Origin of the sequence: Pseudoflavonifractor sp. 60, from assembly GCF_009911645.1 — a bacterium.
Lineage (GTDB): Bacteria > Bacillota > Clostridia > Oscillospirales > Oscillospiraceae > Lawsonibacter.
In genome coordinates this window covers 79,691-94,200 of the sequence record NZ_QWKI01000001.1, presented here as the reverse complement: position 1 = coordinate 94,200, position 14,510 = coordinate 79,691, and the positions used below count along the sequence as shown (strand labels likewise).

The following is a 14,510-nucleotide window of genomic DNA, read 5'->3' as shown; positions in this document are numbered from 1 at the left end:
ACCCTCCGTGCTTGGTGGAGGGTCCTGCTGTGTTTATCAGGGATTGGGGAGGCCGGTACCGGTGGTCACCGGAGGGCCGTTGAGAGCGTCCAGGGAGGCCTGGAAATCGTTGTTGGGGAGGAAAGGAGCGGTTCCCTGACCTGGGGCGGCGGTGAGGCGTTCCACCTCAAAAGCGGGCTGACAGATACCGCCTGCCGCAGGGTAGTAGCTGATCGTCACCTTGTCGCCCACGTTCAGCAGGATAGCCCAAGGTACTTCACTGGCGCTGAATCCATAGTATCCGTCCTCTGATGTGTCGCCCTCCAGACGGACATAGTAGTTGGTGGTACCCTCAATGACAGCGGAGCGGATCTCGGTGATGGTTCCGTTGACCTGCTCATAAGGCAACTGCTCTTCCACGGTGACCCCCTTATCGGCCAGCATCTGGATATATTTCTGCTCACAGGCAGAGACGGTATCGCCGGTGGCCACGATTTGATACTGGGCCACGTTGACCATAGCGTAGGTCTTCACCAGATTGGTGGCGTCCTTCAGAGGGATGAAGTAGGTGGGTTCCCCGGCGATGTTCAGCAGCAGGGGGAAAGTGGCGATATAGCCCAGGTCCTGGACCACGCCCTGGGCGGAGAGCTTGGCGGCCTCCTCGGTGGCTCCGGGGGCGGTGTAGAAGTGAGTCTCCTTGGTGCGCTGGTTGGTGAGGAGGAAGCCCAGGTTGGACTGGTCGGCGTTGGCTGAGGTGACGCCGGTATACATATACACGTCGTCGTTCATGGCGATATAGTTGTAGCCGCTGGTGGTCTGGGTCACGTCCCGCTGGCCCAGGATGGAGTTGATAAAGCCGTTGACCAGGGTGCCGTGGAAGTCGTACTGCTGCATGATGAGCTCAGGGACATAGAGGGTGTCAACCCAGTTGGGGACCTCCTCATGGTAGGTGCTCTCGCCGGTAATGGCGTCCACCAGTACCGCGCCCTGGATGTCGGTGCCGCCGAAGAGACCGATGCGCTTCACAACCCGGGGGGCGATCCACCAGGGACGGCCCGTTTCGTCAATTTCAAACTCCGGGGTTGCGAACATCATGGTGGGGTACTGGAAGCGGAGGTGGCGCATAATGTTCCGGTTCAGCGGCTCGGAGAAGGAGTACTTCATCCCCTCGCTCAGCCGGGTCACGGTGGCTTGCTGGGTGACCATGTCCACCACCACGTAGGCGGGCAGGCCGTTGGCCCGGTTGGTGAACCACTTAATCAGGTCGGCGTAGGCGATGGGGGCCACCCGCACCGGCCGACCCTGGTAGTTGATCTGGGTGGAGTCGCCGGAATATTCAAACTGGCTGACCATGTCGCTGAGAGTACCCATCTGCCGGTCGCCCAGATACTCGGCGGAGGCCCGGTCCAGGGTGGGGATTTCGCTGAAGGAGATTTCGGCGATGTCGGTGGCGAAGTCGCCGGTCTGGACGGTGAGCAGGTCCCGGTAGGCGGCGGCCCGGAAGATGGGCATGGAGATGATCTGGCCCACAACCGCCACAGCAACAATGGCTGCGAAGAGGAGCAGCACTGGCAGGCAGCTCTTTTTGACGAACCGGAACCACTCCATAATCCTCTCCCTTGGGGTGCGTACCACGGAGTATTCCCCCTGGTCCAAGGGCTTTGCGGACAGCACAAAGACACAGACGGTGTACACCACGCACAGCAGCAGCAGGAATCTGTAGAAGTCGCCGGACTGGGGATTGATGGCGGGCAGGGACACATAGAAATACGCAAAGCCCACCGCCGCCGTAATCAGCAGACTGACCAGCAGACTGCCGGCGCGGCCCATGGGTTTTCGAGTCCGTTGTTTTTTCAAAATAAGGTCTCCTCTCTTTTCCATATGGATGGATGCCAAAGTGTAGCTGTTAGTTTATACGCTTTTGCCTCAAAAAGCAATGAATGGAAGATTAAATTTTGCCAATGTCCGCATCGGGCCTAATATAAAACAGCAAGCTGCTTGTATATAAAATCCGGCCCGCTGGAGAGAAAAATGTCCTCCTGGAGCGGGGTCTCCCCAGAGAGATGCAGCAAATTGCAGATGTGCAGCTGATAATACCATGTTCTGTCATCGTAATCGGTTTTGCGCTCGTTCCAGATGATCCGTCCATACTGCCCTGGAGCCAGCACAAAGGCGGTCTCGTTCAGGCAGTCTTTGCCGTACAGAGGCGCGTTCGGATTATGAAAGTCCTGGTTGTGTCCCCGGCGATAGGGCATTCCGCTGCGCTGGCTGTCGTAAAAGAAGGAGACGGAAATGCCCTCCAGGACAGGGCGGATGGACAGGTTGGTCAGATTTAAATCCTTGATACGGGGAAGGATTCGGAGCCGGTTATTCCTGATCCAGGACAGCCGCTGCTGAATTTCCCGTTGAACTTGCGCCGGAGTAAAGCCGATTTTGGGCAGGAACCGCTCCAGAGACCAGCGCGCCTCCTGCGCGGCGTCCAAAAAATGTTCTCCCTTCTGATAGAAGCCGAGGTATTGCACCGCCACATCAGTCTGCGCCGGCAGCGGGTCCATTGGATAGGCTTCCGGGAATTGCCGGCGTGCCTGAGCGCCGCTGCCGCCCCGCTCATTTTTGGCCCAAGTGAGGTCGATCTCTTGAATCAGAAGCAAGGGAGGCGCCTCCCCTCAAATAGAACTGTAGTTCAATGATACCACATTGAGAAGATTTTGACAACCCGCACTTGCCAAACGGCGTAAAATTCACTATAATAATAAAAACCTTTGTACTGGAGGAGAGAAGCATGGCTTTAGACATGAAGTATTTTGAGGAGATGGAGGCCAAAATTCCCCGGGGTAAGGTGCGCACCCGGTTTGCACCGTCCCCCACCGGCTATATGCACGTGGGCAATCTGCGCACGGCGCTGTACACCTGGCTGATTGCCCGGAACGCCGGGGGGACCTTCATTTTGCGCATTGAGGACACCGACCAGGGCCGTCTGATTGAAGGGGCCACCGAGGTCATCTACCGAACCCTGGCCGAGTGCCGCCTGGACCACGACGAGGGCCCCGACGTGGGTGGGCCTGTGGCGCCCTACATTCAGTCGGAGCGGCGGGACACCTATGGAAAATACGCCCGGCTGCTGGTGGAGAAGGGCCAGGCCTACTACTGCTTCTGCGAGAAGACAGAGAACGAGGAGGACGCTGGCGACTTCAACCGGGCAGAGGACCCCTGCCGTGCCCTTCCTCTGGAGGAGGCCCAGGCCCGTGTGGACAGGGGAGAGCCCTACGTCATCCGTCAGAAGATCCCCCGGGAGGGGACCACCACCTTCCATGACGCTATTTTCGGCGATATCACTGTGGAGAACAAGACCCTGGACGACCAGGTGCTCATCAAGCGGGACGGAATGCCCACCTACAACTTTGCCAACGTGATTGACGACCATCTGATGGGGATCACCCACGTGGTCCGGGGCAGCGAGTACCTGTCCTCCGCCCCCAAATACAATCTGCTGTACCAGGGCTTTGGCTGGGAGGTGCCCACCTATGTCCACTGCTCCCCGGTCATGCGGGACGCCCAAAATAAAATGTCCAAACGCCACGGCGACCCCTCCTATGAGGATTTGAAGGACCAAGGCTTCCTCACCGATGCCATCTTGAACTATGTGGCCCTGCTGGGCTGGTCCCCCCGAGGGGACATCGCTGAGCAAGAGGTTTTTTCCCTGGAGGAGCTGGCAAAGGCTTTCGACCTGGCGGGTATGTCCAAGTCTCCCGCCATCTTTGACCTTGACAAGCTGATTCACTTTAATGCAATTTACCTTCGTGCTATGTCCCCTGAGGAGTTTGCCAGGGCAGCGGAGCCCTATATCAGAAGCACTGTAAAGGATAAACGCCTGTCGGCTTTTGAGATTGCTGCCCTCCTCCAGGCCCGGTGCGAGAAGCTCACCGACATCCCGGAGAAGGTGGCCTTCTTCCAGGAGCTGCCCGAGTACAGCACGGAATTGTTTACCAACAAGAAGTCCAAAACCAATCCGGAGGTGTCCAAGGCCATGCTGGAGGCGGCCATTCCCATGCTGGAGGGTGTGACGGAGTGGACCCAGGATGCCATTCACGGCGGGCTGGTGGCCCTGGCGGAGCAGTTGGAGGTCAAGAATGCAACCCTCATGTGGCCGGTACGAATCGCCGCAGCCGGTCAGGCGGTGACCCCCGGCGGCGCAGTGGAGATCTGCCGTATCCTGGGCAGGGAGGAGACCTTGCGCCGGCTGAAGCTGGGGCTGGACAAGCTGTAAGGACAAAAAATTGCGGAGTCAAAGAGGAAGGGGCGTTTTCTTCCACTTTGACTCCGTTTTTTGCCGCTCAGGCCTGGGGGACCAGGGCCTGGTGGAGGATGGACAGCACCTCAGTCAGCTGCTGTGTGGGGATTTGTCCGGGGGCGGAGGCCTGGCCGATCATGCCGAAGGTGGCGGCGGAGCCGAAGCACTCTCCGCAGAGGCGGCTGATGACCCCGCTGCCCATGCTCATGGTGATGATGGGCCGGTCTGCGTATTTGTTGTGCATCTCCTGGGTTGCGTCCAGCAGGGTTATAATATCGGCGGGGGTGTGGGGCATGACAGCCACCTTGGGGATATCCGCCCCCATATCCTGAGCCTTGCACATCCGTTGGATCAGGTCGGCCTTGTCTGGAGTGCCTTCGAAGCTGTGGTAGGAGCCAACGACCCGGCAGCCGGCGGCGTGGATGGCGTCGATGTTTTTGCGCACCGTCTCGTCGCCGGAAAAGATCTGCACATCAATGATGTCCGCTTCGCCGGACTGGGCAACGGCGGTGTTCAGGGCGGTGTAGACGTCCATGTCAATGTCCAGCGCGCCGCCCTCCGCCTTGGTCCGGGCGGTGACCAAAATGGGCTTTTCTCCCAAAATGGTGCGCAGGGCTTTCAGGGTTGACAGCAGCTTGGGCGTATCCAGCGCGTCCTCGTAGAAGTCAACCCGCCACTCCACGAAGTCAAAGGTGTAGCCCATAATCTCACGGGCCTTGTCCAAAATTCCCTCGGCGGTTTCTGCCACAATGGGCACAATGATTTTGGGCACCCCAGCCCCAATCTCTAAATTACGCAGCGTTACAGTCCGGATCGTTCCCATAGTCGGTAATCTCCTTTTTCGTTTTGTCGGTCCGGGTCACAACCGGATCAAGTAGTCGTTGCCGGAGTTTTTGCAAAAATCTCCCCAGATTTTTTGGGCGGTTTCCTCCGGCGTGGTGTTGTTGTCCACCGCGATATCGCCCACCTCGGTGTACAGGGGCAGACGGAAGTGGTACATCTCCTTCATGGTGCCCTTTACTGACAGAGGACGTCCGATGACGGCCAGCTGGTCCAGGTCCCGGCGCATGAAGTAGACCCGTCCGGTGCGGCGCATCACAATGCGGTTGTCTTTCCGAAGAATTGCACCGCCGCCGGTGGCGATGATTTGCCCGCTCTTGCTGCACACGTCAGCCAGCACCTTGCGCTCCAGGGCCCGGAAAGCGGGCTCGCCGTGCCGCCGGAAGATTTCCGGAATGGACTTGCCAGCCAGGCGAACGATCTCGTCGTCCAGATCCACGAAGGGCCGATGGGACAGGCGAGCCAGCTCCATGCCCACAGTGGTCTTGCCGCAGCCCGGCATCCCCACCAGAACCAGATTGGCCCGTTCCTGCTGTAAGTCGTTGAGGATACGCTCGGTCTCGCTGTCGGAGATTTCCCGGTTGAAAAACCGCTCCTCCGCCACCACCGCTTGGTTCACCAGCATGGACAGACCTCCGGCCCGGCGCAGCCCCAGCTTTTCCGCCTGGAGCAGCAGGTCGGTGCGGGGCGGGTTATAGATCAGGTCCATGACCGCCTCCAGCTCGGGCAGGCGCTTCAGGTCCACCGGCTGACTGCCCAGGTCGGGCCACATCCCCACCGGAGTTGCGTTGACCAGAATCTCCGCATCGTCGTGGCGCTCCAGGTTGCCATAGTTGGTGGGGCCGGTTCGGGAGACCACCACCACCTCCCGGCCGCCCCCCTGCCGGGCGGCGGCCTGGACGGTGAGGGAGGCGCCGCCGCTGCCCAGCACCATTACCTTTTTCTTGTCGAAGGAAATTCCGGCCCGCTGTGCCATGTACAAAAAGCCATAGATGTCGGTGTTGTAGCCGTACAGCTTGCCGTCCTCTTTCCGGACCAGAGTGTTCACACTGCCGATGGCCTGGGCTCCCTCGTCGATGACGTCGCAGTAGGGCATCACATCCCGCTTGTAGGGGATGGTGACGTTCAAACCGCCGATGTTCTTTTGAGCCAGGAACGGCCCTAGCTCGTCGGGCTCCAGCTCGATCAGGCGGTAGCTGTCACATCCCAGGGACTTGTGGATGGGGACGGACCAGCTGTGTCCCAGCTTGCGGCCCAGAAGGCCGTAAATTTTCTCTTCCATTTGTCACACCTCCGCGTAGTTGCCCAAAAATTGGAACTGGGCGCAGCAGCGTTCCATCTCCTCCAGCATGGACAGCACGCCGGACGCCTTAACGGAGGCCTCCAGCTCCAGGAAAAAGATGAACTCAAAGTCGCTTCCCGCCACCGGGCAGGATTCCAGCTTGGTCATGTTGATATCCATAGCGGCCAGCTTGGATACGATCTCATACAGCGCGCCGGGCCTGTTCTCAAAGGCCAGGGTCAGACTGATTTTATTTGCTCCGGCATAGATCACCGGCTCCTTGGCCACACAGAGGAAGCGGGTGTAGTTGTTGTCGCTGTCCTGAATGTGGTCGTTGATGCACTCCAGGCCGTACAGCGTGGCGCAGGGGTGGGAGGAGATAGCGGCCACGTTCCGGCTGCCCCGCTCCGCTACCATCTTGGCGGCCATTGCGGTGTTGGCGCAGGGGACCACCTTCACGTCCTTCAGTCCGCCCAGGAACTGGGAGCACTGTCCAATGGCCTGCTCGTGGGAATGGATTTCGGTGATCTCCTCCAGCTTCACGCCAGGCAGGGCCAGCAGCTCGTGGCGGATGCACAGGCGGGTTGCCCGGACCACCGACAGGTCATGCTCCAGGAGCAACTGGTACACCTTGCGCACGGAGCCGTTGGAGCTGTTCTCAATGGGCAGCACACCGAATTTACACAGGCCGGACTCCACGGCGGCCACCACCGCGTCAAAGCTCTTTACGTAGACCAGGTTGCCACGGGGGAACAGCCGGTCGCAGGCCACCTGGGAGTTGGCCCCCTCCACGCCCTGACAGGCCACCGTGCCGGTCTGGGGGAAGACCTCGCTGTTGGAGGCCAGGGCGGCCTTCACCCGGGCTCCCACCTTGGTGGGGGAGGAGATCAGCTCCGCCTGGCGTGAACGGGACAGCTCGAAGAGGGTCGAGAACAGGTGGTAGGCGTAGCGCTCCTTGTCTCCGGTGCGCTGGGTGACTTTTGCTAAAATCTCCCGCTCCCGCTGCTTGTTGAGGATGGGCTGACCGCGCTGGAGCTTGTAGGACGCCACCTCCTCGCTCAGGGCCATGCGCTCCAGGAAGAGGGTCAAGAGCTGGTCATCTACCGCGTCGATCTTAGTACGAATTTCAGAAAGTTCCATGGTTTCCCTCCAACAGTAAATCTAACAGCACACAGGCTGTGACGGCTTCCACCACCGGAACGGCCCGGGGGGCGATACAGGGGTCGTGGCGGCCGTGAATTTGCAGTTCGGTGTTTTCCTGCCTGGACAGGCTGACCGTCTGCTGCTCCCTGGCGATGGACGGTGTGGGCTTTATGGCAGCCCGCAGGACAATAGGCATTCCGGTGGTGATGCCCCCCAAAATTCCCCCGGCATGGTTGGTTTCGGTCACGATCCTGCCGTCCCTCACAGCAAAGGGATCGTTATTCTGTGAGCCGTGGAGATAGGCGGCGGTAAAGCCCTTGCCAAACTCCACGCCTTTCACCGCCGGGATGCCGAACAGCGCCGCCGCCAGCCGGTTTTCGATTCCATCAAACATGGGGTCGCCCAGTCCGGCAGGCAGGCCAATGGCGGCGCACTCAACGATGCCCCCCACCGAGTCCAGTTCCTGTCTGGCCCTCTCAATGAGATTCTGCATGAGTTCCCCGTTCTTGTCGTTCAAAACCGGGAAGGGCTTTGCGGCGACGGACTCAAACAGCTTCGGAGTGGGATACTCCGGAAGAGGCGCGTCCAGATAATTCCCCACCGAATACAGGTGGGCCCCCACATAGACCCCCCGCCGGACCAAAATCTGCTTGGCGATCCCCCCGGCAATGCACAGGGGAGCAGTGAGCCTGCCGGAAAAGTGTCCGCCCCCCCGCATATCGGCGTGCCCCTTCCACTTGACCCAAGCGGTGTAGTCGGCGTGGCCGGGGCGGGGGGCGTCGGCCAGCTCTGCGTAATCCTTGGAGTGCTGGTCGCTGTTGCGGATGACGGCGCACAGGGGGGCGCCGCAGGTCACGCCGCCCTCCAGCCCGGACAAAATTTCCGGCACATCGGCCTCACTCCGGGCGGTAGACAGGGGGCTTTTCCCCGGACGGCGGCGGTCCAGAAAGCGCTGGAGCTCCTTCAGGTCGATCTCCTCCCCGGCGGGCAGGCCGTCGATGTTGACGCCGATGGCCTTCCCATGGGACTGGCCGAAGACGGAGACCTTTAACAGTTTTCCAAATTCAGAGGACATCAAATTCCCCTCCCAACCGTTTATATTCCTCCCAGAATGTGGGGTAAGATTTGTTCACCGCCTCCGCACCCAGGATAGTAACCGGGCCGGTACAGCGGGTAGCGGCAATGGCCGCCGCCATGACAATTCGATGGTCGTTGGCCCCATCCACCGTGCCGCCCTTCAAAAACTGGGTTCCGGGGATGGTCAGCCAGTCGGGCCCCTCCTCCGCCTGTCCCCCCAGGGCGCGGAGCATACAGGTCACGGCGGTCAGCCGGTCGCTCTCCTTCAGCCGCAGGCGGGCGGCGTTGGTCAGGCAGGTGGTCCCGTCGTGGAAGGCCGCCATCACCGCCAGGGGTGGGAGCAGGTCGGGACAGTCGGAGACGTCAATCTCCACCCTTTGTCCCGTTCCCCAGGCAAAACTGGCAAAGTGTTCATCCATCACCCGGTCCCCCTGGACAGAGCGCACATTTACTCCGTCCGTCAATACCGGATTGCCCAGCGAGCCCGCCGCCATCCAGAACGCCGCCTGGGACCAGTCGGCCTCAATGGTGGTGTCTCTGGCCTGGAACCGCTGGCCACCCGGAACCAGGAGCCGCTGATACTCCCAGTTCTCCGCCTTGATTCCAAAATCCTTCAGCACCGCCAGCGTCATGTTCACATACCCTTTGGACTCCAGCCTGGAAGTGAGAACAATCTCGCTGTCCCCGTCCAGCAGAGGCAGGGCATAGAGCAGTCCGGTGATAAACTGGCTGGACACGTTGCCAGGGAGACGGTATTCTCCCGGCGTTAGCTTGCCCTGAACGGTGAGGACGCCGTCCTTCTGTTCGTAAAAGATGCCCCTCTCGTCGAAGATGTCGAAATAGGGCTTCTGAGGCCGCTCCATCAGACGGCCTCGGCCGGTAAAGCGGCCTCTCCCCCGGAGGACCAGCGCAATGGGAATGAGAAACCGGAGGGTGGAGCCGGACTCGCCGCAGTCCAGCAGAGGCAGCTCCGGCCCCTGTGCGTTCAGTGCGGCGGCACAGCGTTGGGTGGCCTCAATATCCTGGGATGTCTCCAGGGTGGAGATAGTACCGCCGCCCGCCAGCAGCTGGGCCAGAATGGCCCGGTGGGCTATCGACTTGCTGGGGGGCGGGGTGACCGTCCCCTCCAGGGGTCCGGGGGTGATGCGGATATCCATACTCAGACCTCCAGCCCCGTCCGGATTATTGCTTCCAACTCCGTGACGTGGATTTTTTTCAGCACGCAGTCCCCGATTGTCCTGGGGACCACAATGGTGATAGAGTCCCCCGCCCGCTTTTTGTCGGAAAGAGCGGCTTGGGCCAGGGCGCCGGCGGAGTATTCGGTGGAGATGGGCAGGCCCGTGAGACTCAGGGTGGAGCATATGCGGTCCGCTGTCCAGGCATTGATCCCGTCCTCCAGTGTCCAGCCCAGCCGCTTGGAAGCCCGGGCTATGATGGCCAGTCCCGCCGCCACGGCGTGGCCGTGGGGGATGGTGAAATTGCTGCATTTCTCAATAGCGTGGCCCACGGTGTGGCCCAGGTTGAGCAGCTTCCGCTCCCCCTGCTCCTTCTCGTCCCGCTCCACCACGCCGGCCTTGTAGGAAACGCAGCCCGCAATCAAGGCCGCCGGGTCCAGCGCCGGAATCATCCCATCCTCCAGACTGTTGAATAGCCCCGGGTCTGCCAGCACAGCGGTTTTAATGGCCTCAGCAGCACCGTCGGCGAAGACGGCAGAGGGGAGGGTCTCCAGGCAGTCGGTGTCGCAGAGGACGGCTGCGGGCTGAAGGAAGGCCCCAGCCAGGTTCTTCCCGGCGGACAGGTCGATGGCGGTCTTGCCCCCCACCGAGGAGTCCACGGCGGACAGCAGGGTGGTGGGCAGCTGGACATATTTTATCCCCCGCAGGTAGAGGGCGGCGGCCAGCCCTGCCATATCCCCGGTGACGCCGCCTCCCAGTGCGGCCACGCAGTCGGTGCGGGTGAGGTGCTCTTCTGCCAGAAACTCCAGAATGCTGGACAGGGTGTCGAGATTTTTGTGAGCCTCCCCGGCGGGGAAGATATAGGCGCTGACCTGGTAGCCCGCCTCCTGGAGGCTGGTCTTCACCGTTTCCAGGTACAGCGGGGCCACAGTGCTGTCGGTGACCACCGCCATGTGACACAGGGGCACCGCCTCTCTCAGCCGGGGGCCGCACTCCTTTAACAGGCCGGGCCCAATGGTGACCGTGTACTCCGGAGCGGTGTGGACCCGGAGGGTTTGAATGGACATAGAAAATGCTCCTTTCGCGGGGCGCACCCCGTACAGAACTGGGTTTAGTTGCCGCCAGCGGTGGCTTTCAGCTCCCGGCCCTCTTTCAGCAGGTCGTGGAGCTGCTGGGCGTCTCGGGCCTCCAGGGCGGCGCGGTAGTCCTCCAGGTGGCCGATGAGGATACCCAGCTCCTTGGTCAGATAGTCGGCGTCGTCCAGAAACAGCTCAGTCCACATATCCTCGTCCAGTCGGGCCACACGGGTCATATCCCGGAAGCTCCCGGCGGAGAAGCCCCGGCGGCGCTGAGCCTCAGGGGATTTCACATAGGCGCTGGACACGATGTGGGCCAACTGGGAGGTGAAAGCGATGATCCGGTCGTGCTCCTCCGGCTGGGAGAAGGTGAGCTTGGCGAAGCCCACATCCAGGAAGAAGGTCTGAAGGGTCTCCAGCAGCTTCATATCGGTGCGCTTGTCCGGGGTGAGGATCATGGAGGCCCCCACATACAGGTCGTCGGAGGAGGAGGTGAAGCCTCCCCGTTCCCGGCCCGCCATGGGGTGTCCGCCGATGTAGGCGAAGCCCTGTTCCTCCGCAATGGGGGTGATCTGCTCCACCACAACCCGCTTCACCCCGCACAAATCCACCAGGATGGCAGATTTTCCAATCTGAGCGGCGTGGGCGCGTACCCAGTCCACGGCAGCCTGGGGGCGGATGGCCACCAGCACCAGATCGCACTGGGGCAGGGTCTCCTCCGTGAGGGGGGCGTCAATAGCTCCGCACAGGCGGGCCAGCAGCATGGTCTCCTGGTCCAAATCAATGCCGTAGACGGTGTGGCTGGTGCGGTTTTTTACACTTTTGGCCATGGAACCGCCCATCAGGCCCAGACCTACAATTCCAACTTTCATCGCTTATTCCTCCAGTGCTTTCACAGCGGTGTGCAGGGCCAGCAGCTTCCTGGCCAGCAGGTCGAAAGCCTCCGGCTTCAGGGACTGGGGCCCGTCGCACAGGGCGTGGGCGGGGTCGTTGTGGACCTCAATCTGCAAGCCGTCCGTCCCGGCGGCCACCGCCCCCATCGCCAGGGAGTCCACCAGCCAGTACTTTCCAGTGGCGTGGCTGGGGTCCACAATGACGGGCAGGTGGGTCAGCTTCTTCAAAACGGGGATGGCGGCCAGGTCCAGGGTGTTGCGGGTATAGCTCTCAAAGGTGCGGATGCCCCGCTCGCAGAGGATCACATTCTCGTTGCCACCAGCCATTACATATTCGGCGCTCATCAGCCACTCCTCATAGGTGGCGGACATCCCCCGCTTAATCATCACAGGCTTCTCCTGGTGGCCCAGCGCCCTGAGCAGGTCGAAGTTCTGCATATTCCGGGCCCCCACCTGGATGACGTCCACATCCAGAAACAGGGACAGTTGGGCCACGTCCATCACCTCTGTGACGATGGGCAGGCCGGTCTCTGCCCGGGCGGTCTTCAAAAACTCCAGACCGTTCTGGCCCAGCCCCTGGAAGGCGTAGGGGGAGGTGCGGGGCTTGAAAGCGCCGCCCCGGAGCATGGTTGCACCGCTGGCCTTCACCGCCTTGGCAATGGCCACCACCTGCTCCTCCGACTCCACAGAGCAGGGCCCGGCCATAATGGTCAGATTTCCTCCGCCAATCTGGGTGTCCCGCACCTGGATCACGGTGTCCTCGGGGTGGAACTTCCGATTGGCGTTTTTGTAGGGCTCCTGGACCCGCTTCACATCCTCCACAATGTCCAGGGCGGCGATCAGGTCAATGTCCAGCTTGGAGGTGTCGCCCACCAGGCCCAGGATGGTGTTGGCCTCGCCGATACTGGTGTGGATGGTGATTCCTTTCTCCTGGAGCCAGGAGACCAATCCCTCCAGCTGGTCAGGATTGTGGTCGCGCTTGAGAATGACAATCATAATAAATTCCTCCTAAAATCTTGAAAAAGCATACAAAAAACCGCAGCCGGTTCGGCTGCGGTCCGTCAAAGGGTTCTCCCAAACCCAATTCACTTCCCCACAGATTCAGCCAAACCGAAATAAGCCTTGCCCATAAAATAGGTAAAGCTAAAGTAACGGTATGCAAAGCTGAAGCTGCGGTTCTTGTTGGACATTGTAAAATCCCTCTTGTATGATTGATGTATACAGGATACCACTTTACCCGGAAAAAGTGAATGGCATTTCTTACAAAATAAAAGGAAAATTTTTAATTTATTTGTGATAAAAGACGGTTAGACGAAAATATTTTTCCCGATACAAAAAAAGTGCCCACCTCGGCTGAGGTGGGCATCGAATTTGGAGCTTACTTGGCCAGGACCTTTTTCAGACGGGCGAAGCGGGGGAGGGAGTTCTCGGTGGGAGCCTGAGCGTCGCCCTGAATCAGGGGCAGAGCGTAGTCGATGAAGGCCTGAGTCACGCCGTTGTGCTCAGCGTTGATCCACTCCAGGGGGACCTTCTTCTCGAAGTTGGCCACTTCAGATAGGTTGAACAGCTTGGTCTCGCACTTGTACTGACCGCCTTCGCGGGTGCAGACGAAGCCCACCATCTTGTCGGTCTCGCCGGCCACGGCGGTCTCCACAGCGGTCTTGCCGGCCAGGAAGGACTCGTCGATGTCGGTGCGGGAGGCCACGTGGGCGCCGCAGCGCTGGAGCAGGGACAGCTCGATGCCCCGGACCTTGGCGCCGGTGCGCTCCTTGACCACGTTGGCCAGCAGAGCCGCCAGGCCGCCCAACTGAGCGTGGCCGAAGCCGTCAGTGGCGGAGGTCTTGGCCTCGGAGACGAAGGTGCCGTTGGCGTAGTGGATGCCCTCGGAGACGGCGGCGATACAGTTGCCCTTCTCCTTGTAGATGCGGTCCACATCGGCCAGGAACTTGTCCATATCGAAGTCCACCTCGGGCAGGTAGACCAGGTCGGGGGCGCAGCCCACCACACCGGCCAGAGCGGCGGCTCCGGCCAGCCAGCCGGCGTGACGGCCCATGATCTCAATGACGGTCACCATGCCGGTGTCGTACACCCGGGCGTCCTTGTACACCTCGGCGCAGGAGGTGGCGATATATTTGGCGGCGGAGGCGAAGCCGGGGCAGTGGTCGGTGCCGAACAGGTCGTTGTCGATGGTCTTGGGCACGCCCATGATGCGGCACTCATAGCCCACCTTCTGCATATACTTGGAGATTTTGTTGCAGGTGTCCATGGAGTCGTTGCCGCCGTTGTAGAAGAAGTAGCGCACATCGTACTTCTTAAAGATCTCCAGAATGCGCTTGTAGTCGGTGTCGTCGGCGTCGGGGTCGGCGATCTTGTAGCGGCAGGAGCCCAGCTCGGAGGAGGGGGTGTTGAGCAGCAGCTCCAGCTCCTTGGCGTCCTCCTGGCCCATGTCGTAAAGCTTGTCATTGAGCACGCCCTTGATGCCGTGGGCCGCGCCGTAGACGGCGGTAATGTCCGGATTGTCCAGCGCGGTGCGGATGACGCCATAGGCGCTGGCGTTGATGACGGAAGTGGGGCCGCCGGACTGGCCGATGATGAGGGCGCCCTTCAGTGTGTTGCTCATGTTGATTACCTCCAATTCAAAATATCCTTTGCAAAAGGGTAATTGCTCGTAACGGAAGTATTATACCAAAAAATTCCCCTGTTGTAAACGGGGAAATCGACGAGTCGCGGTGGGGAAAATGGCTTGTATCAGTC

General features: G+C 60.5%; 12 protein-coding genes. 1 reads left to right on the top strand and 11 read right to left on the bottom strand.

The annotated features are described in order from the left end of the window. Window positions 1–36: 36 nt before the first annotated feature. Both D1646_RS00495 and D1646_RS00490 read right to left on the bottom strand, forming a co-directional pair. A complete protein-coding gene (locus D1646_RS00495; protein ID WP_243153960.1) occupies window positions 37–1,836 on the bottom strand; it encodes a CvpA family protein in 1,800 nt (599 codons plus the stop codon). A 119-nt stretch (window positions 1,837–1,955) separates the two neighbouring features. Beyond that, entirely contained in the window at window positions 1,956–2,630 is a 675-nt protein-coding gene (locus tag D1646_RS00490; RefSeq protein WP_160634534.1) for a hypothetical protein, read from the bottom strand. A gap of 131 nt (window positions 2,631–2,761) precedes the next feature. On the opposite strand from D1646_RS00490, the gene gltX reads away from it, so the two are divergent. Continuing rightward, window positions 2,762–4,246, top strand: coding sequence for a glutamate--tRNA ligase (gene gltX, locus D1646_RS00485; protein WP_160634533.1), 1,485 nt, complete (start codon window positions 2,762–2,764; stop codon window positions 4,244–4,246). 67 nt (window positions 4,247–4,313) lie between these two features. Here the strand turns inward: gltX and aroD are convergent, their stop codons facing one another. The 9 genes from aroD to D1646_RS00440 all read right to left on the bottom strand — a co-directional run bounded on the left by aroD (window position 4,314) and on the right by D1646_RS00440 (window position 14,376). Then, window positions 4,314–5,093: a type I 3-dehydroquinate dehydratase gene (gene aroD, locus D1646_RS00480; RefSeq protein ID WP_201754495.1), complete on the bottom strand. Its 780-nt coding sequence runs from the start codon at window positions 5,091–5,093 to the stop codon at window positions 4,314–4,316. A gap of 36 nt (window positions 5,094–5,129) precedes the next feature. Then, complete coding sequence (locus D1646_RS00475) at window positions 5,130–6,392, bottom strand: shikimate kinase (RefSeq protein ID WP_160634532.1); 1,263 nt, start codon at window positions 6,390–6,392, stop codon at window positions 5,130–5,132. Window positions 6,393–6,395: 3 nt separating this feature from the next. Then, complete coding sequence (locus D1646_RS00470; protein WP_160634531.1) at window positions 6,396–7,532, bottom strand: bifunctional chorismate mutase/prephenate dehydratase; 1,137 nt, start codon at window positions 7,530–7,532, stop codon at window positions 6,396–6,398. Next, window positions 7,519–8,610: a chorismate synthase gene (gene aroC, locus D1646_RS00465; RefSeq protein WP_160634530.1), complete on the bottom strand. Its 1,092-nt coding sequence runs from the start codon at window positions 8,608–8,610 to the stop codon at window positions 7,519–7,521. Before aroC ends, D1646_RS00470 begins: the two co-directional genes overlap by 14 nt. Continuing rightward, entirely contained in the window at window positions 8,600–9,769 is a 1,170-nt protein-coding gene (locus D1646_RS00460; RefSeq protein WP_160634529.1) for a 3-phosphoshikimate 1-carboxyvinyltransferase, read from the bottom strand. Before D1646_RS00460 ends, aroC begins: the two co-directional genes overlap by 11 nt. A gap of 2 nt (window positions 9,770–9,771) precedes the next feature. Beyond that, window positions 9,772–10,854 (bottom strand): 3-dehydroquinate synthase, encoded by a 1,083-nt coding sequence (aroB, locus tag D1646_RS00455; RefSeq protein ID WP_160634528.1) that lies wholly within the window; start codon window positions 10,852–10,854, stop codon window positions 9,772–9,774. Window positions 10,855–10,898: 44 nt separating this feature from the next. Continuing rightward, window positions 10,899–11,735 carry a prephenate dehydrogenase gene (locus D1646_RS00450; RefSeq protein WP_160634527.1) on the bottom strand — a complete coding sequence of 279 codons (837 nt, stop codon included), beginning with the start codon at window positions 11,733–11,735 and terminating at the stop codon, window positions 10,899–10,901. Window positions 11,736–11,738: 3 nt separating this feature from the next. After that, window positions 11,739–12,752, bottom strand: coding sequence for a 3-deoxy-7-phosphoheptulonate synthase (gene aroF / locus D1646_RS00445; protein ID WP_160634526.1), 1,014 nt, complete (start codon window positions 12,750–12,752; stop codon window positions 11,739–11,741). A 382-nt stretch (window positions 12,753–13,134) separates the two neighbouring features. Next, window positions 13,135–14,376: a 6-phosphofructokinase gene (locus D1646_RS00440; protein ID WP_160634525.1), complete on the bottom strand. Its 1,242-nt coding sequence runs from the start codon at window positions 14,374–14,376 to the stop codon at window positions 13,135–13,137. Window positions 14,377–14,510: the final 134 nt, after the last annotated feature.

Bases quoted from the DNA above. Each gene is read 5' to 3' on its own strand.
- D1646_RS00450 (WP_160634527.1), bottom strand. From the start codon at position 11,735: ATGAAAGTTGGAATTGTAGGTCTGGGCCTGATGGGCGGTTCCATGGCC.
- gltX (WP_160634533.1), top strand. From the start codon at position 2,762: ATGGCTTTAGACATGAAGTATTTTGAGGAGATGGAGGCCAAAATTCCC.
- D1646_RS00460 (WP_160634529.1), bottom strand. From the start codon at position 9,769: ATGGATATCCGCATCACCCCCGGACCCCTGGAGGGGACGGTCACCCCG.
- aroC (WP_160634530.1), bottom strand. From the start codon at position 8,610: ATGTCCTCTGAATTTGGAAAACTGTTAAAGGTCTCCGTCTTCGGCCAG.
- D1646_RS00470 (WP_160634531.1), bottom strand. From the start codon at position 7,532: ATGGAACTTTCTGAAATTCGTACTAAGATCGACGCGGTAGATGACCAG.
- D1646_RS00440 (WP_160634525.1), bottom strand. From the start codon at position 14,376: ATGAGCAACACACTGAAGGGCGCCCTCATCATCGGCCAGTCCGGCGGC.
- aroD (WP_201754495.1), bottom strand. From the start codon at position 5,093: ATGGGAACGATCCGGACTGTAACGCTGCGTAATTTAGAGATTGGGGCT.
- D1646_RS00475 (WP_160634532.1), bottom strand. From the start codon at position 6,392: ATGGAAGAGAAAATTTACGGCCTTCTGGGCCGCAAGCTGGGACACAGC.
- aroB (WP_160634528.1), bottom strand. From the start codon at position 10,854: ATGTCCATTCAAACCCTCCGGGTCCACACCGCTCCGGAGTACACGGTC.
- aroF (WP_160634526.1), bottom strand. From the start codon at position 12,752: ATGATTGTCATTCTCAAGCGCGACCACAATCCTGACCAGCTGGAGGGA.